The organism is Salmonella sp. SAL04196, from assembly GCF_046550835.1.
GTDB lineage: Bacteria > Pseudomonadota > Gammaproteobacteria > Enterobacterales > Enterobacteriaceae > Salmonella > Salmonella enterica.
Map to the genome: position 1 here is coordinate 80,247 of NZ_JBGDXE010000005.1, position 19,241 is coordinate 99,487.

General features: G+C 56.4%; 2 protein-coding genes and 2 pseudogenes. All 4 read left to right on the forward strand.

All coding sequences use genetic code 11. From position 1 onward, the window contains the following. Positions 1-78: 78 nt before the first annotated feature. The 4 genes and pseudogenes from ratA (at position 79) to shdA (ending at position 19,117) form a co-directional block, all read left to right on the forward strand. Positions 79-5,682 (forward strand): annotated as a pseudogene (gene ratA, locus ACLJPE_RS17305) (DUF823/DUF824 repeat adhesin RatA). A 125-nt stretch (positions 5,683-5,807) separates the two neighbouring features. Next, positions 5,808-13,118, forward strand: a complete 7,311-nt coding sequence (ratB, locus tag ACLJPE_RS17310) for a DUF823/DUF824 repeat adhesin RatB (protein ID WP_410966016.1) — start codon at positions 5,808-5,810, stop codon at positions 13,116-13,118. Then, positions 13,119-13,219, forward strand: a pseudogene (locus ACLJPE_RS17315) (IS1 family transposase); the annotation flags it as partial. A gap of 531 nt (positions 13,220-13,750) precedes the next feature. Next, on the forward strand, positions 13,751-19,117 hold the full coding sequence (gene shdA, locus ACLJPE_RS17320) for a fibronectin-binding autotransporter adhesin ShdA (RefSeq protein ID WP_071646157.1): 5,367 nt from the start codon (positions 13,751-13,753) through the stop codon (positions 19,115-19,117). Positions 19,118-19,241 lie beyond the last annotated feature (124 nt).

The following is a 19,241-nucleotide window of genomic DNA, read 5'->3' on the forward strand; positions in this document are numbered from 1 at the left end:
CCGCGCACTTTGCTTAGCTGCACGCTAAGCAAAGTGGGTTGAATCACGACAGAGAATGAATACGGGTGGCTATCGCTCATGAACAGGAATCGGCAAGTGAATAAAGTGGTACATTTCTTACTGACATTACTGATCATGTTTGCAGTGTCGAACGCGCCTGCGCAGGCGCTATTGAAGGGCGGAACCTGGCAAGAGCTGAACTCGACGACCGGCGCGGTTAACGGCACCGCGCCGCTGGCCGACGGTGCCACTATTCCCCTGTATCAGGGAAGTATGCTGCTTGACCCTACCAAGACCTACGATATCGAGTTTACCGCCATGCCGCGCGATTTTAGCGCTGATGCCTCCTCAACCTCGATGCGTGCGGTCAACTCCACCGATACGGAAGGCGATCTCTTTACCGATCCGCCCTCCATCGCCTGGGAAAATCAAGAACCGCCGACCATGAGTCTGGTATGGGCCGATGCCGCCACGCCGGATACGCCGCTCTCGCCGCAGCCGATTCTTAACCAGACCTTTTGCGCCCAAAACCTCGCCGGGCGGCAACTGGTTGCCTGGGCGCAGGTGGAAGATGAGAACAGCGTTCCCGCACTGTGGCTTTATACCCGTACCGGGGTGCCGAACAGTGCGGTCATTCCGCTACTTAGCCCGAAAGTGACGCTGAATATCAAACCGGCGGTGAGCGATCCTGTTTCTGTGAGCGGCGATCATATTGACGCCAACTTTGCAGCCTCGAAAGTCAAAGCGGGGGAGAGCATTACCCTCACTGTCTCCACCAAAGCCTGTAATGGCGACGTGGCGCCGAATGCCGCCTTCGTGATCCGTCGCGAGGATGCAATCAATCGCCAGGGCGTGGTCAATAACGCTAACCCGGTGCGCGTTGGCGATACCGAGTTAACGACTACGCAAACAGAATATCACGGTGTAACGGACGAGCAGGGCAACGCCACGGTGGTGGTGACGCAAGAGCAAGGTCCGGGGGTAAAAACACGACTCATCGTCTCTTCGCAAAGCTATCCCACGCTGACCGACAATGTCGACGTCATTTTCACTACCATCACCAGTCCTGACAGTGATAAGGCCAACATGTACGGTCATATGCTTGAGAACGCCACGGCGACGCTGAACGGTACGACCTACACTTTCACCCGCCCGAAACTGGCGGCGGAAACCAGCGGAAATGGCGGCACCGTTGTGGACACCAACGAAACCTGGGCGCAGTTTACCTGGAGTGGCGCGGATAACCATTGCGACATTCTGCCGGATGCCGAACAACTGGTGGCGCTAAGGCATGAGCATAGTGCGTTGGCAACGTACACCGGCTGGCCGGTGACGGGCGATGCGGAATACTGGTCGTCAACCAAAGATCAGATAAACGACTACCACGCTGCCGTGCATATGAACAGCGCGTCGGTCGTCAGGGCCGCCAACAGCGACACGCTACTGGTCAGTTGTGTGGATAAGGCCCAGCCTGCGGCGCATCCGCAGATAACGCTCTCTCCAGAGGGGCCGTATAAAGCACAGGTGGGGGAATCGATTGATTTAGTGATGACCGTTGTGGATCGCGACACGCAAAAGCCGCTGCCTTATCGCTATATGGAGCTGTTCATTGACCCTGCGAAAAACCGCAAAGGAGAGCATCAGGACGCGTGGGATAACCAACGGGTTACAATCAACACCGAAGATATGCGCGCCTCGTCGCCGGAACACTATACCGGTGTGACCGACGCCAACGGCTAGGTACACCTGACGTTAAAACACGACAGCGGCCTGGGCGTAGATACGCCCATCCGCATCGTGATGCCGGATGATGAAGGCGGCAGCATCGAGTTGCCCTTTAGCGTAATTTTCACCGTGATAACCAGCCCGGATGTGGACGGCGCCAACATGTGGGGCCATATGCAGGGCGTGGTGGACGCGGGCAACCTGTATAGACGCCCGCTGCTGGCGGTGGAAACCAGCCACAAAGACGGTCAGTTCAGCGAAAACAACGAAGAGTGGGCGACGTTTAATTCAGTGGAAAAAGCCACCGCGCAGTGCGGCATCGGCCAGGTGCCGGATCAGTCATCGCTGGCGCATTTATACAGCGAACATGCTGGCGGCAAGATGGAAAGCGAACATGGCTGGCCAACCGAAGACTATTACATCGCCGCGGACAGCGACGCCTCGGGAACGGCGCACGTCAACCTTGAAAACGGCGATAGCGGTAAATTTACCAATCAACCGAACTACCTGACCTGCTCGGCCAACGAAATGGTGGCGGTGCTGGACGTCTACTTCAACGATGACCCGGCGACCAAAAACAGCGATATGGTTGCCAAAGTGGGTGAACAGATTAAGCTGAACATTCATTCGCGCAACGCCCTCAACGGCATGCCGATCGCCTATACCGACTTCACCGTCACCATGGCGAACGGCAAACGGCGCGACGGGTTGACGACCGGTTTTACCGACACCAGCAATGGTCAGATGCTGTTTGATGACGTGGGCTACCTTGCCGGGCAGGCTTATCATGGGATCACCGACGCCAACGGCGATGCGACCATTATCCTCACCCAGCCGAAGGGAGTAGGGCTGCTGACGCCGTTAAGCATTGCGCCCGTCGATTCATTAATCAGCACGCCCGTTTCCCGCAGCGTGAAGTTTACCGTCGCCACCAGCCCGGATACGCCAAAAGCCAAAATGTGGGGCCATATGGCTGATACCATCACCGTCGGCGATCTGACCTTTGAGCGGCCTAAGCTGGCGGATGAAGTGACGCCGGAACGTACTCAGGCTGAGGCTAACGAAACCTGGGCGCGCGTTCTGCATCCTGACGCGGCGGGCAACCCGGATAAGGGCGGCTGCGCGGCGAACCGCCTGCCGCGCATCGATCAGCTTGAGGCGTTGTACAACGCCAACAGCGACGGCGTGATGAAAAGCACCCAGGGCTGGCCGACGCTGCTTAACTACTGGTCTTCGACCTTCCAGAGCGCTACCACGTGGAAACTGATCTCGCTGTTTAGCGGCAGTGAATTCGCCAACGCCAACGTCTCCATTTACGCCAGCTGTCTGGCCAGCGATAACCCGGCGGCGGCCTCGATTACCATTGAACCGGTGGATGCGTCGCAGTGGTACGATGGCAGCGGCGTTCACGCGGTCAAAGCGAAAAAAGGCGACACGATGCAACTGAAGGTGACGGTGAAGGACGCCAGCGGCAACCCGATCCCGGAAGCGCCGTTTGTGCTCACCCGCGGCGACGGTTACGATCGCAGGGGCGAGAAGTACACCGCCAGTGAGGGCAACGATCAGCAAGGCATCGTCACGCCCGTGGTGATCGATGGCGAATCCCTGGCCTGGACCACCACCAAAATGGGGATGCTGACCGGCGCTGACGGCACCCGCATCATCAGCGTTACCCGCCCGGACACACACGGCACCCGAACGGCCATTATCGCCGCGCTGTATGAAAATGCCGCCGTGAGCGCCAGCATTGACACCATCTTTACCGTCATCACCAGCCCGGATGTCGACGTTGCCCGCATGTGGGGGCATATGTTGCCGTCGCTCACGGCGGCGGATGGCGCGGAGTATCAGCGTCCACAGCTCTACGCTGAATTAGCCAATCAGGCAAGTGCCGCGCAATATACCGAAGACAACGAAATCTGGGCGGGGCTTTATGGGCCAGACAGTTCAAAAACCGACCCCGCTGTTAACTGCGCTGCGGGCTATTTCCCTTCCGTCGAGGCGCTGGATTCGCTCTACAGCAAATACCCAAACCGCACGATAAAAACCGCCCAGGGCTGGCCGATCAACCGTTCTTACTGGAGCGGTTCCAGTTCCGGGTCGTTAACCGGCGGAAAGCCCCGATCCTATTACATTGTCGATCTGGATGATGATTCGCGCCGGGGCGTCGTTAATGACGGTGTGAACGACAGGCAATACCAAATTTGCGCAACGACGCCGAAGACGCAGGCTACGCAAATTACGCTCACCTCCACGCTGGCGACGGATGACACTATTCAGGCGGTGAAGGCTAAAAACAGTGAGTCGATCCCACTGCTCGTCACCACCACCGATGCGGCGGGTAATCCGGTGCCTTATACGACGTTTTCGCTTAAGCGCGACGCCGGGACGCCGCGTAAAGCTGACTACCCGTTTACCAACAGCTACACCATGACGATGACGCAGTCTGGTGGCGCGACGCAAGAGTTTGCCTACAGTTCATCGGTTCTTTATGGGGCGACCGGGGCGAACGGTACGTTGGCCCTTTCGCTTGACGAACCTGGCGGAGTCGGGGTGAAAAGCGTGGTGACTGCCAGCCTGTATGATACGCCGACAGTAACCTCGTCGCTGCCGGCAGTGTTTACCGTCATCACCAGCCCGAACAGCGACAAGGCCAATATGTACGGCCATATGCCGGAAACCTTCACCGCCAGCAACGGCGCGGAGTTTATGCGCCCGCTGCTGTATGGCGAACTCTCATCGCAGAATCATACGTCGAGTTACTTCGAAACCAATGAAACCTGGTTTACGGTGAATAATTTTAATACCGGGAATTATGGCGCGTGCCCGATAAATCAGATGGCCACGCAGGATGATCTCCAGTCGCTGTACCGCGATCACCCCAAAGGTAAGATCACGACCGACATTGGATTACCCATCAAGAAAAAATGGTGGGCAGGCGACAGCCTGGTAAAAAATCAATCCATTTACTGGCAATTTACCGATCTCAATACGGGTAATGGCGGCACCACGTTGGAAACTCCGGGGAATTTCTATTACCAGCTCTGTCTGACGGAACCGCGACAGATGAAGATTGCGTTATCTACGGACGTGTGGAACGCGGATAAATCGGCGGCGGTGGCGAAAACAGGCGAGGCGATACCGATGACGGTAACGGTGACTAACGGCGCCGGGCAGCCGCAGGCGGGGGCGACGGTTATGCTGACGCGTGATTACTCTTATTCGCGTGGCACGGTGGATAGCAAATACATTCAGGCCGGTGTGATTGGCGAGCCGGTTGCGTCCAAAGGCGCGTTATCAGACATGACCCTGACGCCGGTATCGCCTGCGGGTGCGGCAGTGGTGTTTAATAACCAGAGGGGAACCAGCACGAAATGGTATGGCGTCACCGGCGATGACGGTAAGTTGCGGTTCACGTTAAACCAGGATAAATCGCTGGGTTTGAGAACATCCATCACGGCGACGCTTTCGGAGCTGGCTGGCGAGACGGCGAGCGTCGATGCGATCTTTACGGTACCAACCAGCCCGGATACGCCGTATGCGTCATACTGGGGCCATATGCCGGATACCGTTGAGGTTAACGGCGTTACGCTGCGCCGCCCATTCCTGAAAACAGAGATGTCCAAAATGCCGCCAGGCACCTGGCCGCTTAATAATGAAACCTGGGCGGCGAACTATATTGATTATGGTGAAACATCCATTCATGCTACGACATCGCTGCCTTATCTTTGCGGCTCGCTGGAAAACGCCGCGACGCTGGACGATCTGAAGGCGCTGAAGAACATCATTGGCGACCTGCACTGGCCTACGGCTGCGCCGGCGTCGTCGTATACATATGACTATGCATCGCAAACGATGGTTGGCGGTAAGTATTGCTCATTTAACGAAACGACCAATACGGAAAACTGTACGCTTTCAAGTCAAGGTTTTGCTTATGCCTCGTGCCGGGTGCAGTAGGTTGGGTGAGGCGCGCCCAACCTGAGTATCCCTTGCGGCTGGCGTTGTGCCGGTCGCGATGCATTTTTAATTCCTTGTATTAATGGAATGAGCTGCAACGAAATGGACTTTTCTCAGGTACGTCAGTGAAATCGAAAAAGTGTGTCGGTTTTTTATCCTGGTTGCTGTTATGCGCCTTTATTTTAACGCCTTTCTTCGCGCAGGCCGTGCGAAGCAGCGGTGCATGGCAGGAACTCACTGAGCAAACTGCGGCTATTAACGGTACTCCCCCTCAGGCCGATAGTGTGACGATCCCGGTCTATCAGGGCAGCGTGCAGTTGCGCTCTGATGCGGCTAATTCTGTTGATTACTCCGCGAAACCCAGCCAGTTCAGCACCAGCGATGCCGGCAGCGCGATGACCTTAACCAACCCGCACGATACTGAAGGCGATATTTTCGCCGATCCGCCGCTGGCCTGGCAGGCTGAACGCGCGCCCACCGTCACGCTGGTCTGGGCCGACGCCGCCACGCCGGATACGCCGCTGTCTCCGCAGCCATCGGCAAACCTGACGTTCTGTGAGCAAAATATGGCGGGCCGCCACCTGGTGGTCTGGCCGCAACTGGATACCTCAACCGCCGTACCGCCGCTGTGGCTGCTTACCCGCACCGGCGTGCCTTATGACAGCGCGGTAGAGATACTCAATCAAAAGATTGCGGTGGATATTGCCCCCGCCGTGGGCGACCCGGTAACGCTCGCCGCCGATCATCTGGACGAGTCGCTCAACGCCGCGAAGGTCAAAGCCGGTGAAAGCATCACGCTGACGGTGAATACCAAAGGCTGTAACGGCGAGCCTGCGGGCAATATCGCGTTCGTGATTACCCGCGGCGATGCGCTGAATCGCCAGGGCGTGGTGAACAATACCGTGCCGGTACGCGTCGGCAATACCGAACTGACCACCACCGCCACCGAATATCACGGCACCACCAATGCGGAAGGCGTGGCGACGGTGACCGTCACCCAGGCTAACGGTCCGGGGGTAAAAACCCCGCTGGTGGCGCACCCGTCAGGCGCGCCTGCGCTGAAAGCCGACGTGGACGTGATTTTTACCACCCTCACCAGCCCGGACAGCGGCAGCGCCAATATGTACGGCCATATGGCGGACAATTCCACCGCCACGGTGGATGGCGAAAGCTACACCTTTAGCCGCCCCAAACTGGCGGCGGAAACCGACGGCGAAGACCGCGCCGTCAGTATCAACAATGAAAGCTGGGCGCAGTTCAACTGGGCTAATGCGGATAAACACTGCGATATTCTGCCGGATGCGCGCCAACTGGAAGGGTTAAAAATTGAGCGCGGCGATTTATCCACCACCCTCGGCTGGCCGGTGGGGCTGACATCCGGAGATGAAGAGTACTGGTCCTCCTCCCAGGGGTCGATCGCCGCCGACCATATCAGCATTGATATGCGCAGCCGCAGCCTTACGCAAATGCCGGACGCCACGCAATCGCTGGTAAGCTGCGTGGATAAAGCCTCGCCGGAGGTTACGCCGAAGTTAGTGATTAGCGCCGATAATGTTGATTCAACGGTCAATGCGGCGAAAGTGAAGGTCGGTGATGACATCAACATGAAGATCACCGTCACCGACAGCGCCACCACTAAACCGCTGCCTTATCGCTACTTTAATGTCTACTTGGGCGACGAGCAGAATCGTCAGAATCAAAAGAACGCCGATATTGATAGCGGGCATCAGTGGACGGATGATCCGGTAATTATCACCAATCTGGCAGGCAGCGACGGTCACTATCACGGCGTCACCGACGCCAACGGCCAGTTCTCGCTGGCGCTGACCCAGGATCGGGGCGCGGGCGTGTTAACCCCGGTGCGCGTGGTGCTGTTCGACGGGACAGAAGCGACGCAGAACGTCATTTTTACCGTAGTCACCAGCCCGGACGTGGCGCAGGCGCGCATGTGGGGCCATATGCAGGGCGTGGTGGAGGCGGGCAATATCTACAAACGTCCGCTGCTGGCGGACGAAGCCGCGCAGGACACCGGCTCTGAATTTGAGAATAACGAATACTGGGCCACGTTTAACTCGGTAACGGCGGCGACAAACCAGTGCGGCGCGGGCCAGGTGCCGGGGCAACTGCTGCTGGATACGCTGTATGCGGCCCATTCCGGCAACGCGATGGAAACGACCTACGGCTGGCCGACGCAGAAACACAGCTATATCGCGGCGGATACCGATGGCTCCACCACCGCGCACGTCAACCTGGCGACCGGCGCGGACAGCATGTTCAGCGGCGCTGAACCGAACTATCTTTCCTGTTCCGGCAACGAACTGGTGACCATCCTGAACGTTTACTTCGATGGCAACGAGTCGTTACGCAATGTGGTCGCCAAAGTGGGCGAACAGGTAACGATGAACGTGCACTCCGTCAACGCGCTGAACGGACTGACTGTGCCTAACGCCGCGTTTACCGTGACCATGTCGCATGGCAAAAATCGCGACAACGCGACGACCGGTTTTACCGATCCCAGCGACGGAACGTTGGTCATGGGGGGAACCTCGTTTGGCTCCTCCCAGGCGTCGATGACGTATCAGGGCATCACCGATGCCGAGGGGAACGCCACGCTGGTGATTGAACAGCCGCAGGGCGTCGGCTTGCTGACGCCGCTGACCGTACTGCCGCTCCACTCGCTGATCACCGCCCCCGTCAACCGCAGCGTGAAATTCACCGTACCCACCAGCCCCGACACGCCAAAAGCGCATATGTGGGGACATATGGCGGATACTATCACCGTGGACAATATGGAATTCCAGCGGCCAAAACTGGCGGCGGAAGCGACTGCCGCGACCAGGACCGAAGATCAGAATAACGAAACCTGGGCGCGCGTTACCCATGCCGATGCGCTGAACAACCCCAACGCCGGAGGCTGCGAGGTTAATCATCTGCCGCAAGATCACCAGCTTAGCGCACTCTATGCCGCGAACGATGGCAATAAAATTCACACCGTATCCGGCTGGCCGACGTCGTATAACTACTGGTCTTCCACCTTCGCCAGCGCCAGTTCGTGGCAGACGGTATCGCTGGCCTCCGGCGACAAAACCGCTTCCGGCGACGCTTCCGATTTTGTGAGTTGCCTGGTTGGCGTCAATCCCACGGCCGCCTCAATTACCATCGAACCGGTAGATACGTCGCTGTGGTATGACGTCGGCGGCGAGCACGCGGTGAAAGTGAAAAAAGGCGACACCCTTCAGCTCAAGGTGACGGCGAAAGACGCCAGCGGCAATCCGGTCCCGGATGCGCCGTTTGTGCTCAGTCGCGGCGACGGCTATACCCGCCAGGGGGAAAAACATATCGCCGGTAGCGGCGACGGCATCGTTTCTGCGGTGGTCATCGACGGTGAATCGCTCAACGATACCGCCACCAAAATCGGCGAACTGACCGGCGAGGACGGCAGCAAAATTATCACCGTCACCCGCCCGGATACCCACGGTACGAAGGTCGCGATTACGGCGGCGCTGTACGATAACGCCAGCGCGACGGCCAGTATCGACACCATCTTTACCGTGGTCACCAGCCCCGACAGCGATAAGGCTAAAATGTGGGGCCATATGCCGGAAACGGTAGCGGCGGCCAACGGCGAGGTATTTAAGCGCCCGCTGTTATCGGCTGAAATCGCCAGCGGCATTACCCACGGCAGCAATACGGAAAATAACGAAACCTGGGGCAGCGTGAATTTTGATGTAGCGAAAGACGCCTGCGGCGCGGGATTTGTGCCCTCGCTTGCCGATCTCCAGTCGCTGTACGACGCCTGGCCCGGCGGCGCCATGAATACCCAGCAGGGCTGGCCGCTGGACGGTAAAAACTACCAGGACAGCACCGCCGATTTAAGCAGGACATCGGAAAACCGCTACGTTAAGTCGATTAATCTGCGCGACGGCGGCATCGGTTCGCTGCTGTGGGCTGAAAAACTCTATTTTGTCTGCCTGCAAAACGCCCATCCGGTGGCGACGCAGATAACGCTGACTTCGCCGCAGTATAACGACAGCGATGGTTTCGCTAAAGCGAAGGTCGGCGAGACGATTCCGGTCACCATCACCACGCTGGATGCCCAGGGCAAGCCGGTGGCGGACACGCCGGTTATCTTTACGCGCGGCGACAGCATTGGGCGGGCGAATCAGGAGGTTAACGGTTCGCAGGCGGCAGCCATACAGATTAACCACAGCGACGCGCGCAACAGCGGCGTTGAGTATTACACCGCTACCGGCGCGGACGGTACGCTGACGCTGGATATCAGCCAGGACGGGGGCGCTGGCTTTAAAACGCCGCTGATGGCGTCGATAGAGCACAGCAACGCCACAACGACCGCGCCATTGCCGGTTATTTTCACCGTGGTTACCAGCCCGGACACCCCGAAGGCCAGCTACTGGGGCCATATGGCGGAAACGTTAACCGCCAGCAGCGGCGTTGTGTACAAACGTCCGCTGCTGGCGAGCGAGTTCAGCGCTACGCCCGGCAAAACGCTGACCATCGCCAACGGCTACTACGACAAGGGCGAAACCTGGGGCATGATAACCGTCGATAAAGCCTGGAACGGCGTCAGCGGCGGCTGCGGGCGCGATTATCTGCCCAGCGTCAGCAACCTCCAGACGCTGTACAATACCTGGCCTGATAATGCCATGCGCAGCCGTAACGGCTGGCCGATGACCAGTTCGGGCAACAACAACGTCAGCCGCTACTGGTGGGCGGGGGATTACGTGATATCGTCAGACGGAGCGCAGTCGCTGTACGCGGCGGTCAACCTGTTTAACGACGGCAATGATGTCAAAACGACGACCAGCACCACGGCTTACTACATGCAGACCTGTCTTGTCTCGGCGCGCCGCGCCGCTGCCAGCCTGACGCTGACGCTGGCAGGCCAGGATGAAGCCACCGGAATCGCAAAGGCGAAGAAGGGCGAGCAGATTGCCGCCACCGTCACGGTGAAAGACGCCGCAGGCCAGCCGATGAAAAACGTGATGGTGAAAATCAGCCGGGGAACGTCGTACAATCGCGCCAACAGCGCCGCATCGGCTTCAGGCGCCACAGACGATATTACGCTACGTAATGTGATGCCGTCCGGCCTTGCGACATCCCTGCTGGATACCTCCGCGAAATATCTGTACGTGGAAACTGATGAACTGGGTCAGGTGACATTTACCCTGGCTCAGGACAGTACCACAGGTTTAAAGACCACTATCAGCGCCGCCACGATGGACGGCAGCAACCTGACGGACAGTAAAGACGCTATCTTTACCGTTATCACCAGCCCGGATACCGACAAGGCCACATACTGGGGCCATATGCCGGAAACCTTTACCAACAGTAAGGGGGTTGAATTTAAGCGACCGCTGCTGCGCGCTGAACTTTCTTCAACGGCGGACACGTCGGGTTATACGGAAAATAACGAGTCCTGGTATACCTGGAGCCGTTATCCGAATATGTATCAGGACACCGCCAGCCCGTGCGATCGGCTGGGGTTGCCGACGGTAAATGATTTACAGACGCTATATACCGATTATCCCAATGGCGCACTCACGACAACGCTTGGCCTACCAGTGGCATCAGGAAAATATTGGGGGGCGGGTAACTCAGTACCGGATGCCACGCACTCAGACAGTCAGTTCCAGTATGTCAGACTCAGCGATAATAATACGCTGACAACCAAAGCCAATACCGCCACGGCGCAGCTTTGTCTGGCAAAGCGCCGGGACTTGTCGATAGAACTCACCTCCAGCGCCATGGATGCGGATAAAGGCGCTCCAGTGGCGAAGAAGGGCGAGAGTCTGCCGTTGACCGTCACTGTGAGGGATGGTTCTGGCACGCCGCAGCCCAATACTGCTATCCGTTTGGGACGAACGCTTTCGATAGACCGGGCGGGTGTCGTTGATGGCAGTTCCGGCGGAGGCATGGTACTCACATCGGTTGCGCCGTCTACGGGCTCAATGACGTTTAACTGCACGGTATCTTCGTGCACAAGTTATTGGTATGGCATTACGGATGAGGATGGTAAAGCGCAACTCGAAGTGACGCAGGATGACTCCCGTGGCCTGAGAACACCGCTGCAGGCGATGCTTGTCGACGATCCGCTGACAGTTAGCGATATGGACGTCATTTTCACCGTCATTACCAGCCCGGACAGCGAGAAAGCCAAATACTGGGGACATATGCCGGAAACCGTGACTAACAGCGCGGGCGTGAAGTTCCGGCGTCCGCTACTGGCGGCGGAGATGACATCGAATAGCGGTACTTACCTGGTTAACAATGAAACATGGCCCTTAGTCACCGCAGCGAACACTGAAAAAGCGGGCGCAACCGGCTGTGATGTCGAATACCAGCCGTTGTCAGGTGATCTGCAAACGTTGTATGGCGACAATCCTGACGGCGCAATCGGTACAAACTACGGCTGGCCGGTGGCGGGGAACAAATCCTGGTGGGCGGCGGATCGTGCGCCGAATACCGGATATTACCAATTTATAAACCTGAATAGCGGCGATAAAGGCACCGCCAGTTCATCGACTGCCACCGGCGCTCAGGTGTGTCTGGTCGAGCCGCGTACTTCTACTCCTGCCAGTATTACGCTGACCTCGACGGCGATGGACGGCGCGAAAAACGCGGCGGTAGTGGAGAAGGGAAGCGCGATGCCGTTAACGGTGACGGTAAAAGATAGCAGCGGTAACCCGGTCGCCAACGTCGGTTTTACGTTGTCACGTGGCGATTCGAAAAATCGGGCAGGTACGGTGGTAACGGATGGCGACGTGGCAGCGGATGCCGGAGCAGACGATCTCATGCTTAAAGCGCTGACACCCGCAAGCGCCAGCCAAAGTATGACCACCACCGGGATTGTCTTTACCGGCACTACCGGCAGCGACGGTACGGCAACGTTTACGCTTAATCAGGATAAAAGCCTGGGGCTGAAAACGCCACTCACGGTGAAACTGACGGACAATACGACTCTTCACGCATCACTGGATGTGATTTTTATGGTACTTACCAGTCCGGATACGGATAAAGCGTTGTTCTGGGGAAATATGGCGGATACGACATCCGTTAACGGAAAAACGCTGCATCGTCCGTGGCTTCAGGCTGAGCTGCTGTCAGGCGTGACGCCAGTATTTACCAACGGAGTGCATACAAATAACGAGTACTGGGCGATGGCGCATACGGTGGACAACACTAAATGGGATATTGCCAAGCAGTGCGGTAGCCTTAGCAAAGCACCGGATAATAACGACCTGTTGACGCTGTATCATTCCATTAGCTCGTTAGGCTGGCCGACGCAGGGCTACCCCTATTTATCTAAATCAACCTCGAGCGGCGGCATGTATTGCGGCGTGGATGAGAATACCAGGAATCAAAACTGCGCCATTAAGCCGGCAAGTTCAGCAGGTTATGCGACGTGCGTGGATTAACGTATTAAGCGTCTGGCACGAAAAAAATCTGCTTTTCACGTTCCATTGAGCTTCATGAAAAAGTAATCGACACATTCATTGAAAAGTATATGTTCTGCTAATTGGAGTCACCACCGTTTGCCGCGAGTGTGTAAAAGCGCCGTCTCGCTTCTGCAACCCGGCATCTAGCGCTACCCATATACTCTAAATAATTCGAGTTGCAGGAAGGCGACATAAAGTAAGTGACTGGGGTGAGGGAACGCAGCCGCAGCACATGCAACTTGAAGTATGACGAGTATATTTACAATAACACCAGGTGTCGCATGATAATCACACCTTTTTCCTCACGCATCTATTTATCTCAATATATGAAACCATTAAATATCATTCATAATATAAATATTTATAAAATGGATGGATGTATTTATATCAATTATAAATTAATCAAAGGTTGACCTGGCATTGAAATAGACCTTGAAATTAGTTAATAATCTGTCTTTGATAATATATTGTTACAGATGATTGTAATCATTCATAGAGCTATATTTTTGTTATTTATTATTTATCTCATTTATATACACCATTTAAAAGCTATTTACAGCCAATCAAAATCAAGTTTGCTTCGTGAACGTTATTAAAAGGAAATTTAAAAATTGAACAGGACCTACAGTATCGTCTGGAGCGCCGTGCGAAATATGTATGTCGTGGCTTCAGAACTGGCGCGAGGCCACAGCAAAGTTAAAATACAGGCGCACGCTAATGAAGTCGCCCTTTCTATTGAAAAGCCTGAGTCAGGATGGACAATTAGTGCAAAACACAATGCGCTGGCCTTCGCAATTGTTGCCGCGCTTGGGTTCGCCAGTCCGCTGGCTATGGCCGATAATCCGGTGTCCTACATTGACGGAACCGACCACGACCTGAACGCAGAAACGTCGCCAATTTCTTATTCAGGTACCGGCCAGGGTACGGCTCTGTATCTGGAAGGTTTGGCAACGGCTAAGGGGGGATGGCAGCCAACCTCAGGCACAGGCACGGGCGTTGTGATTGAGACGGACGGCGGCGGAGATCTCCTCCCGGACGGTAGCTACGCAATCGCCACGGCGATTAAGCTCGCCAGCGGCGCGGTGCTTAATCTCACCAACGCAGAAATCTCAACGACAGGAAACTATAGTACTGGTATCGAACTCACCGGACAGAGCAGCATAACGCTAACGGGAGGGACCCTCCAGGTCAAAGGCAATTACGGCATCATGACGCTCAGCGGCGAGTCACAAGCGACATTGAGCGATATCAAGGTAACAGCAACAGCGGAAACCACTAGCAACATATCGGTTGGCGAGGGCAGCACGCTGAAAATAAAGGACGGAAGCGAAGTTACGCTGACGAATGGTCAATTGAGCGTGGCTGGTAACACGACAAGCAACGCCTTTCTGTATGTGACCAATAGTACGGTGAGTTCTACGGGCACGAAAAGTACGGTTATTGCCTCCAACCAGGGTATTCTTGATATCAAGAACTCAACCATCATGCACGATAATGCCAAAGGCGCAGCCATTGAGGCTGGTAATGCCTCAACGGTAACCATTTCCGGCGATAATAAAAACTCGATGGTCATTACGTCCGAAGATATCGGCATTAAGAGCGCCAAATCTTCCGTCAACATTGACGGCGCCACCATCATCGCCAAAGGCGATGGTATTTTGATGACCACGGGGGGCAGCAGTTTTTACAGCAATAACTCCGGGCTGACGGTCAATAATGCGGACGTGACCTCAGACGACGCCGCCGCGCTGCACGTTGATAAAAACACGGTGATGGAAAAGCCCATTACATTAACCGACAGCACATTGACTGGCCCAACGGCTATTAAACTGGATAATGCGGCAACCGTAGAGGCCAACAACACAACGCTGAATGGCAACATTGACGCGGGGAGCACAGTATCGTCCTTGTCGCTGGCCGAAAAATCCTCACTGCAAGGGAGCGTCAACGGCCTGAACAGTTCATTGACGCTTGACGAAACCAGCCAGTGGAACATGACCGACCCGTCAACCGTCGGCAACCTGACCAACGACGGCGGCATTACGCTGGGCAACGCGAGCGGTTCGACAGGTACGCTGCTGACGGTGGACAATACCCTGACCTTGCAGAACGGCAGCCAGATAAACGCGACGCTGGATACCGCCAACAGCTCGCCAATTATCAAAGCCGCCAACGTCACGTTGGACGGGATGCTGAACCTTAGCTCAACGGCCACCTTTGTCGCGCCCGAAACCGACGAACACTTAGGATCGTTCACGCTGATTGATTCGCAAACTGCGATCACTACCGATTTTGACAGCGTAACGCTGGATGCCGACATCTCTGCTATGCCGGATTACCTTACGATCAACGCGGGCGTTGATGCGAATGATAATACCAACTACGAGTTGTCTACGGGCTTGAGTTGGTACGCGGGCGCAAATTCTACGCGCGCTGCGCATGGCACTTTTACCGTTGATGCAGGCAGTACCTTTACCGTCACCAGCGAACTGGACGAAACCACGGCGACCTCCAACTGGGATGGCAGCAAGCTAACCAAACAGGGCGACGGCACGCTGATCCTCAGCAACACTGGCAACGACTACGGCGACACTGAAATTGACGGCGGCATTCTGGCCGCCAAAGACGCCGCCTCGCTCGGTACTGGCGATGTGACGATTACAGAAAGCGCAACGCTTGCGCTGAGTCAGGGCACGCTGGATAACAACGTGACCGGTGGGGGCCAAATTGTCAAAACCGGTAACGATGAGCTGATCGTGACCGGCGATAACACTTACAGCGGCGGCACCACCATAACCGGCGGTACGCTGACGGCTGACTATGCGGATTCACTGGGCACTGGCGTTATTGCCAACAGCGGCGTGCTTCAGGTCGGCGAAGGCGAGCTGGAAAATACGCTTTCTGGCAGCGGCTCGCTGGTGAAAACCGGTACGGGCGAGCTGACGTTAGGCGGCGATAACACTTACTCCGGCGGCACCACTATTGACGACGGTGTGCTGATTGCCGCCAACGTTAACGCGCTGGGCGGCGGTGATGTCGATAACGCGGGTACGCTGAAGCTGGACGCGGAGGGCGAATTCAACCTTGCGAATGTCACAACCCAGTCTGGAGCAACGACTGAGCTGGCCAAAGGTACGACGCTCAACGTCGACTCGCTGACTCAGCAAGCCGATAGTACGCTGAATATTGACCTCAGTAAGGCCAACGGTGAAAGCGCCATTACCGCCGACAGCGTCACGCTGGGCGGCACGCTGAACGTCACCGGCATCGGCAGTGTTACAGACAGCTGGACGCCTGAGGCATACACCTACACGCTGATTGACAGCGACAGCGCCATTACCAGCGATTTCGACAATCTGACCGTCGCGGGAATGAATAGAGAAGATGTTGACTTCCTGACTATCGACGGAAAAGTCGACGAAGCAGACAACACCCACTATGATCTGACGGCCTCCCTCTCCTGGTATGCGGACAGAGACAACGCTTCTACCGACGCTCACGGTACCTTTACCCTTAGCGACCCTGACGGCAGCTTTAACGTTGCGGCTAATCTGACAGACGTTGACGACACGCTTGATCCGAATAGCACATGGGACGGTAAATCGCTGACCAAAGAAGACGCAGGCACGCTGATCCTCTCCGGCGACAACGACTACAGCGGCGGCACCACCATCAATGAAGGTACGCTGGTCGCCGCCAGTACGACGGCGCTGGGCACCGGCCTGGTCGACAATAACGCCACGCTGGTGCTGGACGCAGATGGTGAAGTCAGCGCGGTGGGCGGCATCACCACTCATAGCGGCGCGACGACCCAACTGGCGCTCGGCACCTCGTTGGATCTCGGCGACAGCGCGTTAATTCAGCAAGATGGCAGTACGCTGAACGTTGAGCTGAATAGTGACTCAGTGCAACCGCTGATTACCGGCGGCAGCGCCACGCTTGGCGGCGATCTGGTCGTCAGCGACGCCAGCCTGCAAGCGCGCGCCTCCGACGCGGAGTTCCAGTCCTTTAAACTGATGGATATGGACAGCGATATCAGCGGCGACTTTACCAGCCTGACGATGAACCTTACTGACAAGCCGGACTATCTGACCGTAACCGGGACAATCAATCCTGAAGATGCGTCAGAATATCTGCTTACCGAAGGGCTGAGCTGGAATGCGACCGCCACGTCAGCGACGCCAGCACACGGCACGTTTACCCTGGGCGCAGGCGACAGTTTTGAAGTCACCAGCGTACTGGGCGATAAAACCGGCAACGGCGACTGGGACGGTAAATCGCTGACCAAACTGGGCGCGGGTAAACTGACGCTGAGCGGCGCGAATACCTATAGCGGCGATACCAACGTACAGGAAGGCACACTGTGGCTGTCCGGGGACGGTACGATTGGCGAAATGGGCAGCCAGCAGGCGGTGAACGTCGCCTCTGACGCGACCTTCGGCGGCAGCAACGGTACGACCGTTAACGGTAAGGTGACCAACGAAGGGACGCTGGTCTTCGGCGACAGCGAGGAAACTGGCGCCATCCTCACCCTCAATGGCGATCTGATCAACATGGGGACGCTCGCCAGCGGCAGCTCCTCCAGCACGCCTGGCAATACGCTTTATGTCGATGGCGATTACACCGGCAACGGCGGCTCGCTTTACCTGAATACCGTCCTGGGCGACGATGATTCGGCGACCGATAAGTTAGTCATTACCGGCGATGCCTCCGGCACCACCGATCTGTACATCAACGGCATCGGCAATGGGGCGCAGACCACTAACGGTATCGAAGTGGTGGATGTTGGCGGCACATCGACAAGCGATGCGTTTGTGTTAAAAAATGAAGTTAACGCCAGTCTGTATACCTACCGTCTGTACTGGAATGAAAGTGACAACGACTGGTATCTGGCGTCAAAAGCACAGTCTGATGATGACGACAGCGGCAGTGATGTCACGCCTCCAGATGATGACAGTGATGTCACGCCTTCGGACGACGGCGACGATGGCGGTAATGTCACGCCTCCGGACGATGGCGGCGATGTCGCACCGCAGTACCGTGCGGATATCGGCGCGTACATGGGCAACCAGTGGATGGCGCGCAACCTGCAAATGCAGACCCTCTATGACCGCGAGGGTAGCCAGTATCGTAACGCCGATGGTAGCGTATGGGCGCGCTTCAAAGCGGGTAAAGCGGAATCCGAGGCTGTCAGCGGCAATATCGATATGGACAGCAACTACTCCCAGTTCCAGTTAGGCGGCGACATTCTGGCCTGGGGCAACGGCCAGCAGAGCGTTACCGTTGGCGTCATGGCGAGCTACATCAACGCCGATACCGACAGCACCGGTAACCGTGGCGCGGACGGTAGCCAGTTCACCAGCAGCAGCAACGTAGACGGCTACAACCTTGGCGTCTATGCCACCTGGTTTGCCGATGCCCAAACGCATAGCGGCGCGTATGTCGACAGCTGGTACCAATATGGTTTCTACAACAACAGCGTAGAGAGCGGTGATGCGGGTTCTGAATCTTACGATTCAACCGCTAACGCTGTCTCGCTGGAAACCGGTTATCGCTACGATATTGCGCTGAGTAACGGCAATACTGTCAGTCTGACGCCGCAGGCGCAGGTTGTCTGGCAGAATTACTCAGCGGATAGCGTGAAGGATAACTACGGCACCCGGATCGACGGTCAGGATAGTGACAGTTGGACAACGCGCCTGGGTCTGCGAGTTGACGGCAAGCTGTACAAGGGCAGTCGTACGGTTATCCAGCCGTTTGCTGAAGCTAACTGGCTGCACACCAGCGATGATGTGTCGGTATCGTTTGATGATGCTACGGTGAAACAGGATCTTCCGGCTAACCGTGCGGAGCTGAAAGTAGGTCTGCAGGCAGATATCGATAAGCAGTGGAGCGTTCGCGCTCAGGTTGCCGGGCAGACTGGCAGCAATGATTTTGGCGATCTGAACGGTAGCCTCAATCTGCGCTATAACTGGTAAGTTAGACAAAACCGGGCGGGCGTTCCCTGCCCGGTTTTGAGGCGAATGACAAACCGATTGATCGTCAGATTATGGCTACACCTTATCCAATGTGGCGCGTAGGTTGGCTGAGGCGAAGTCGAAC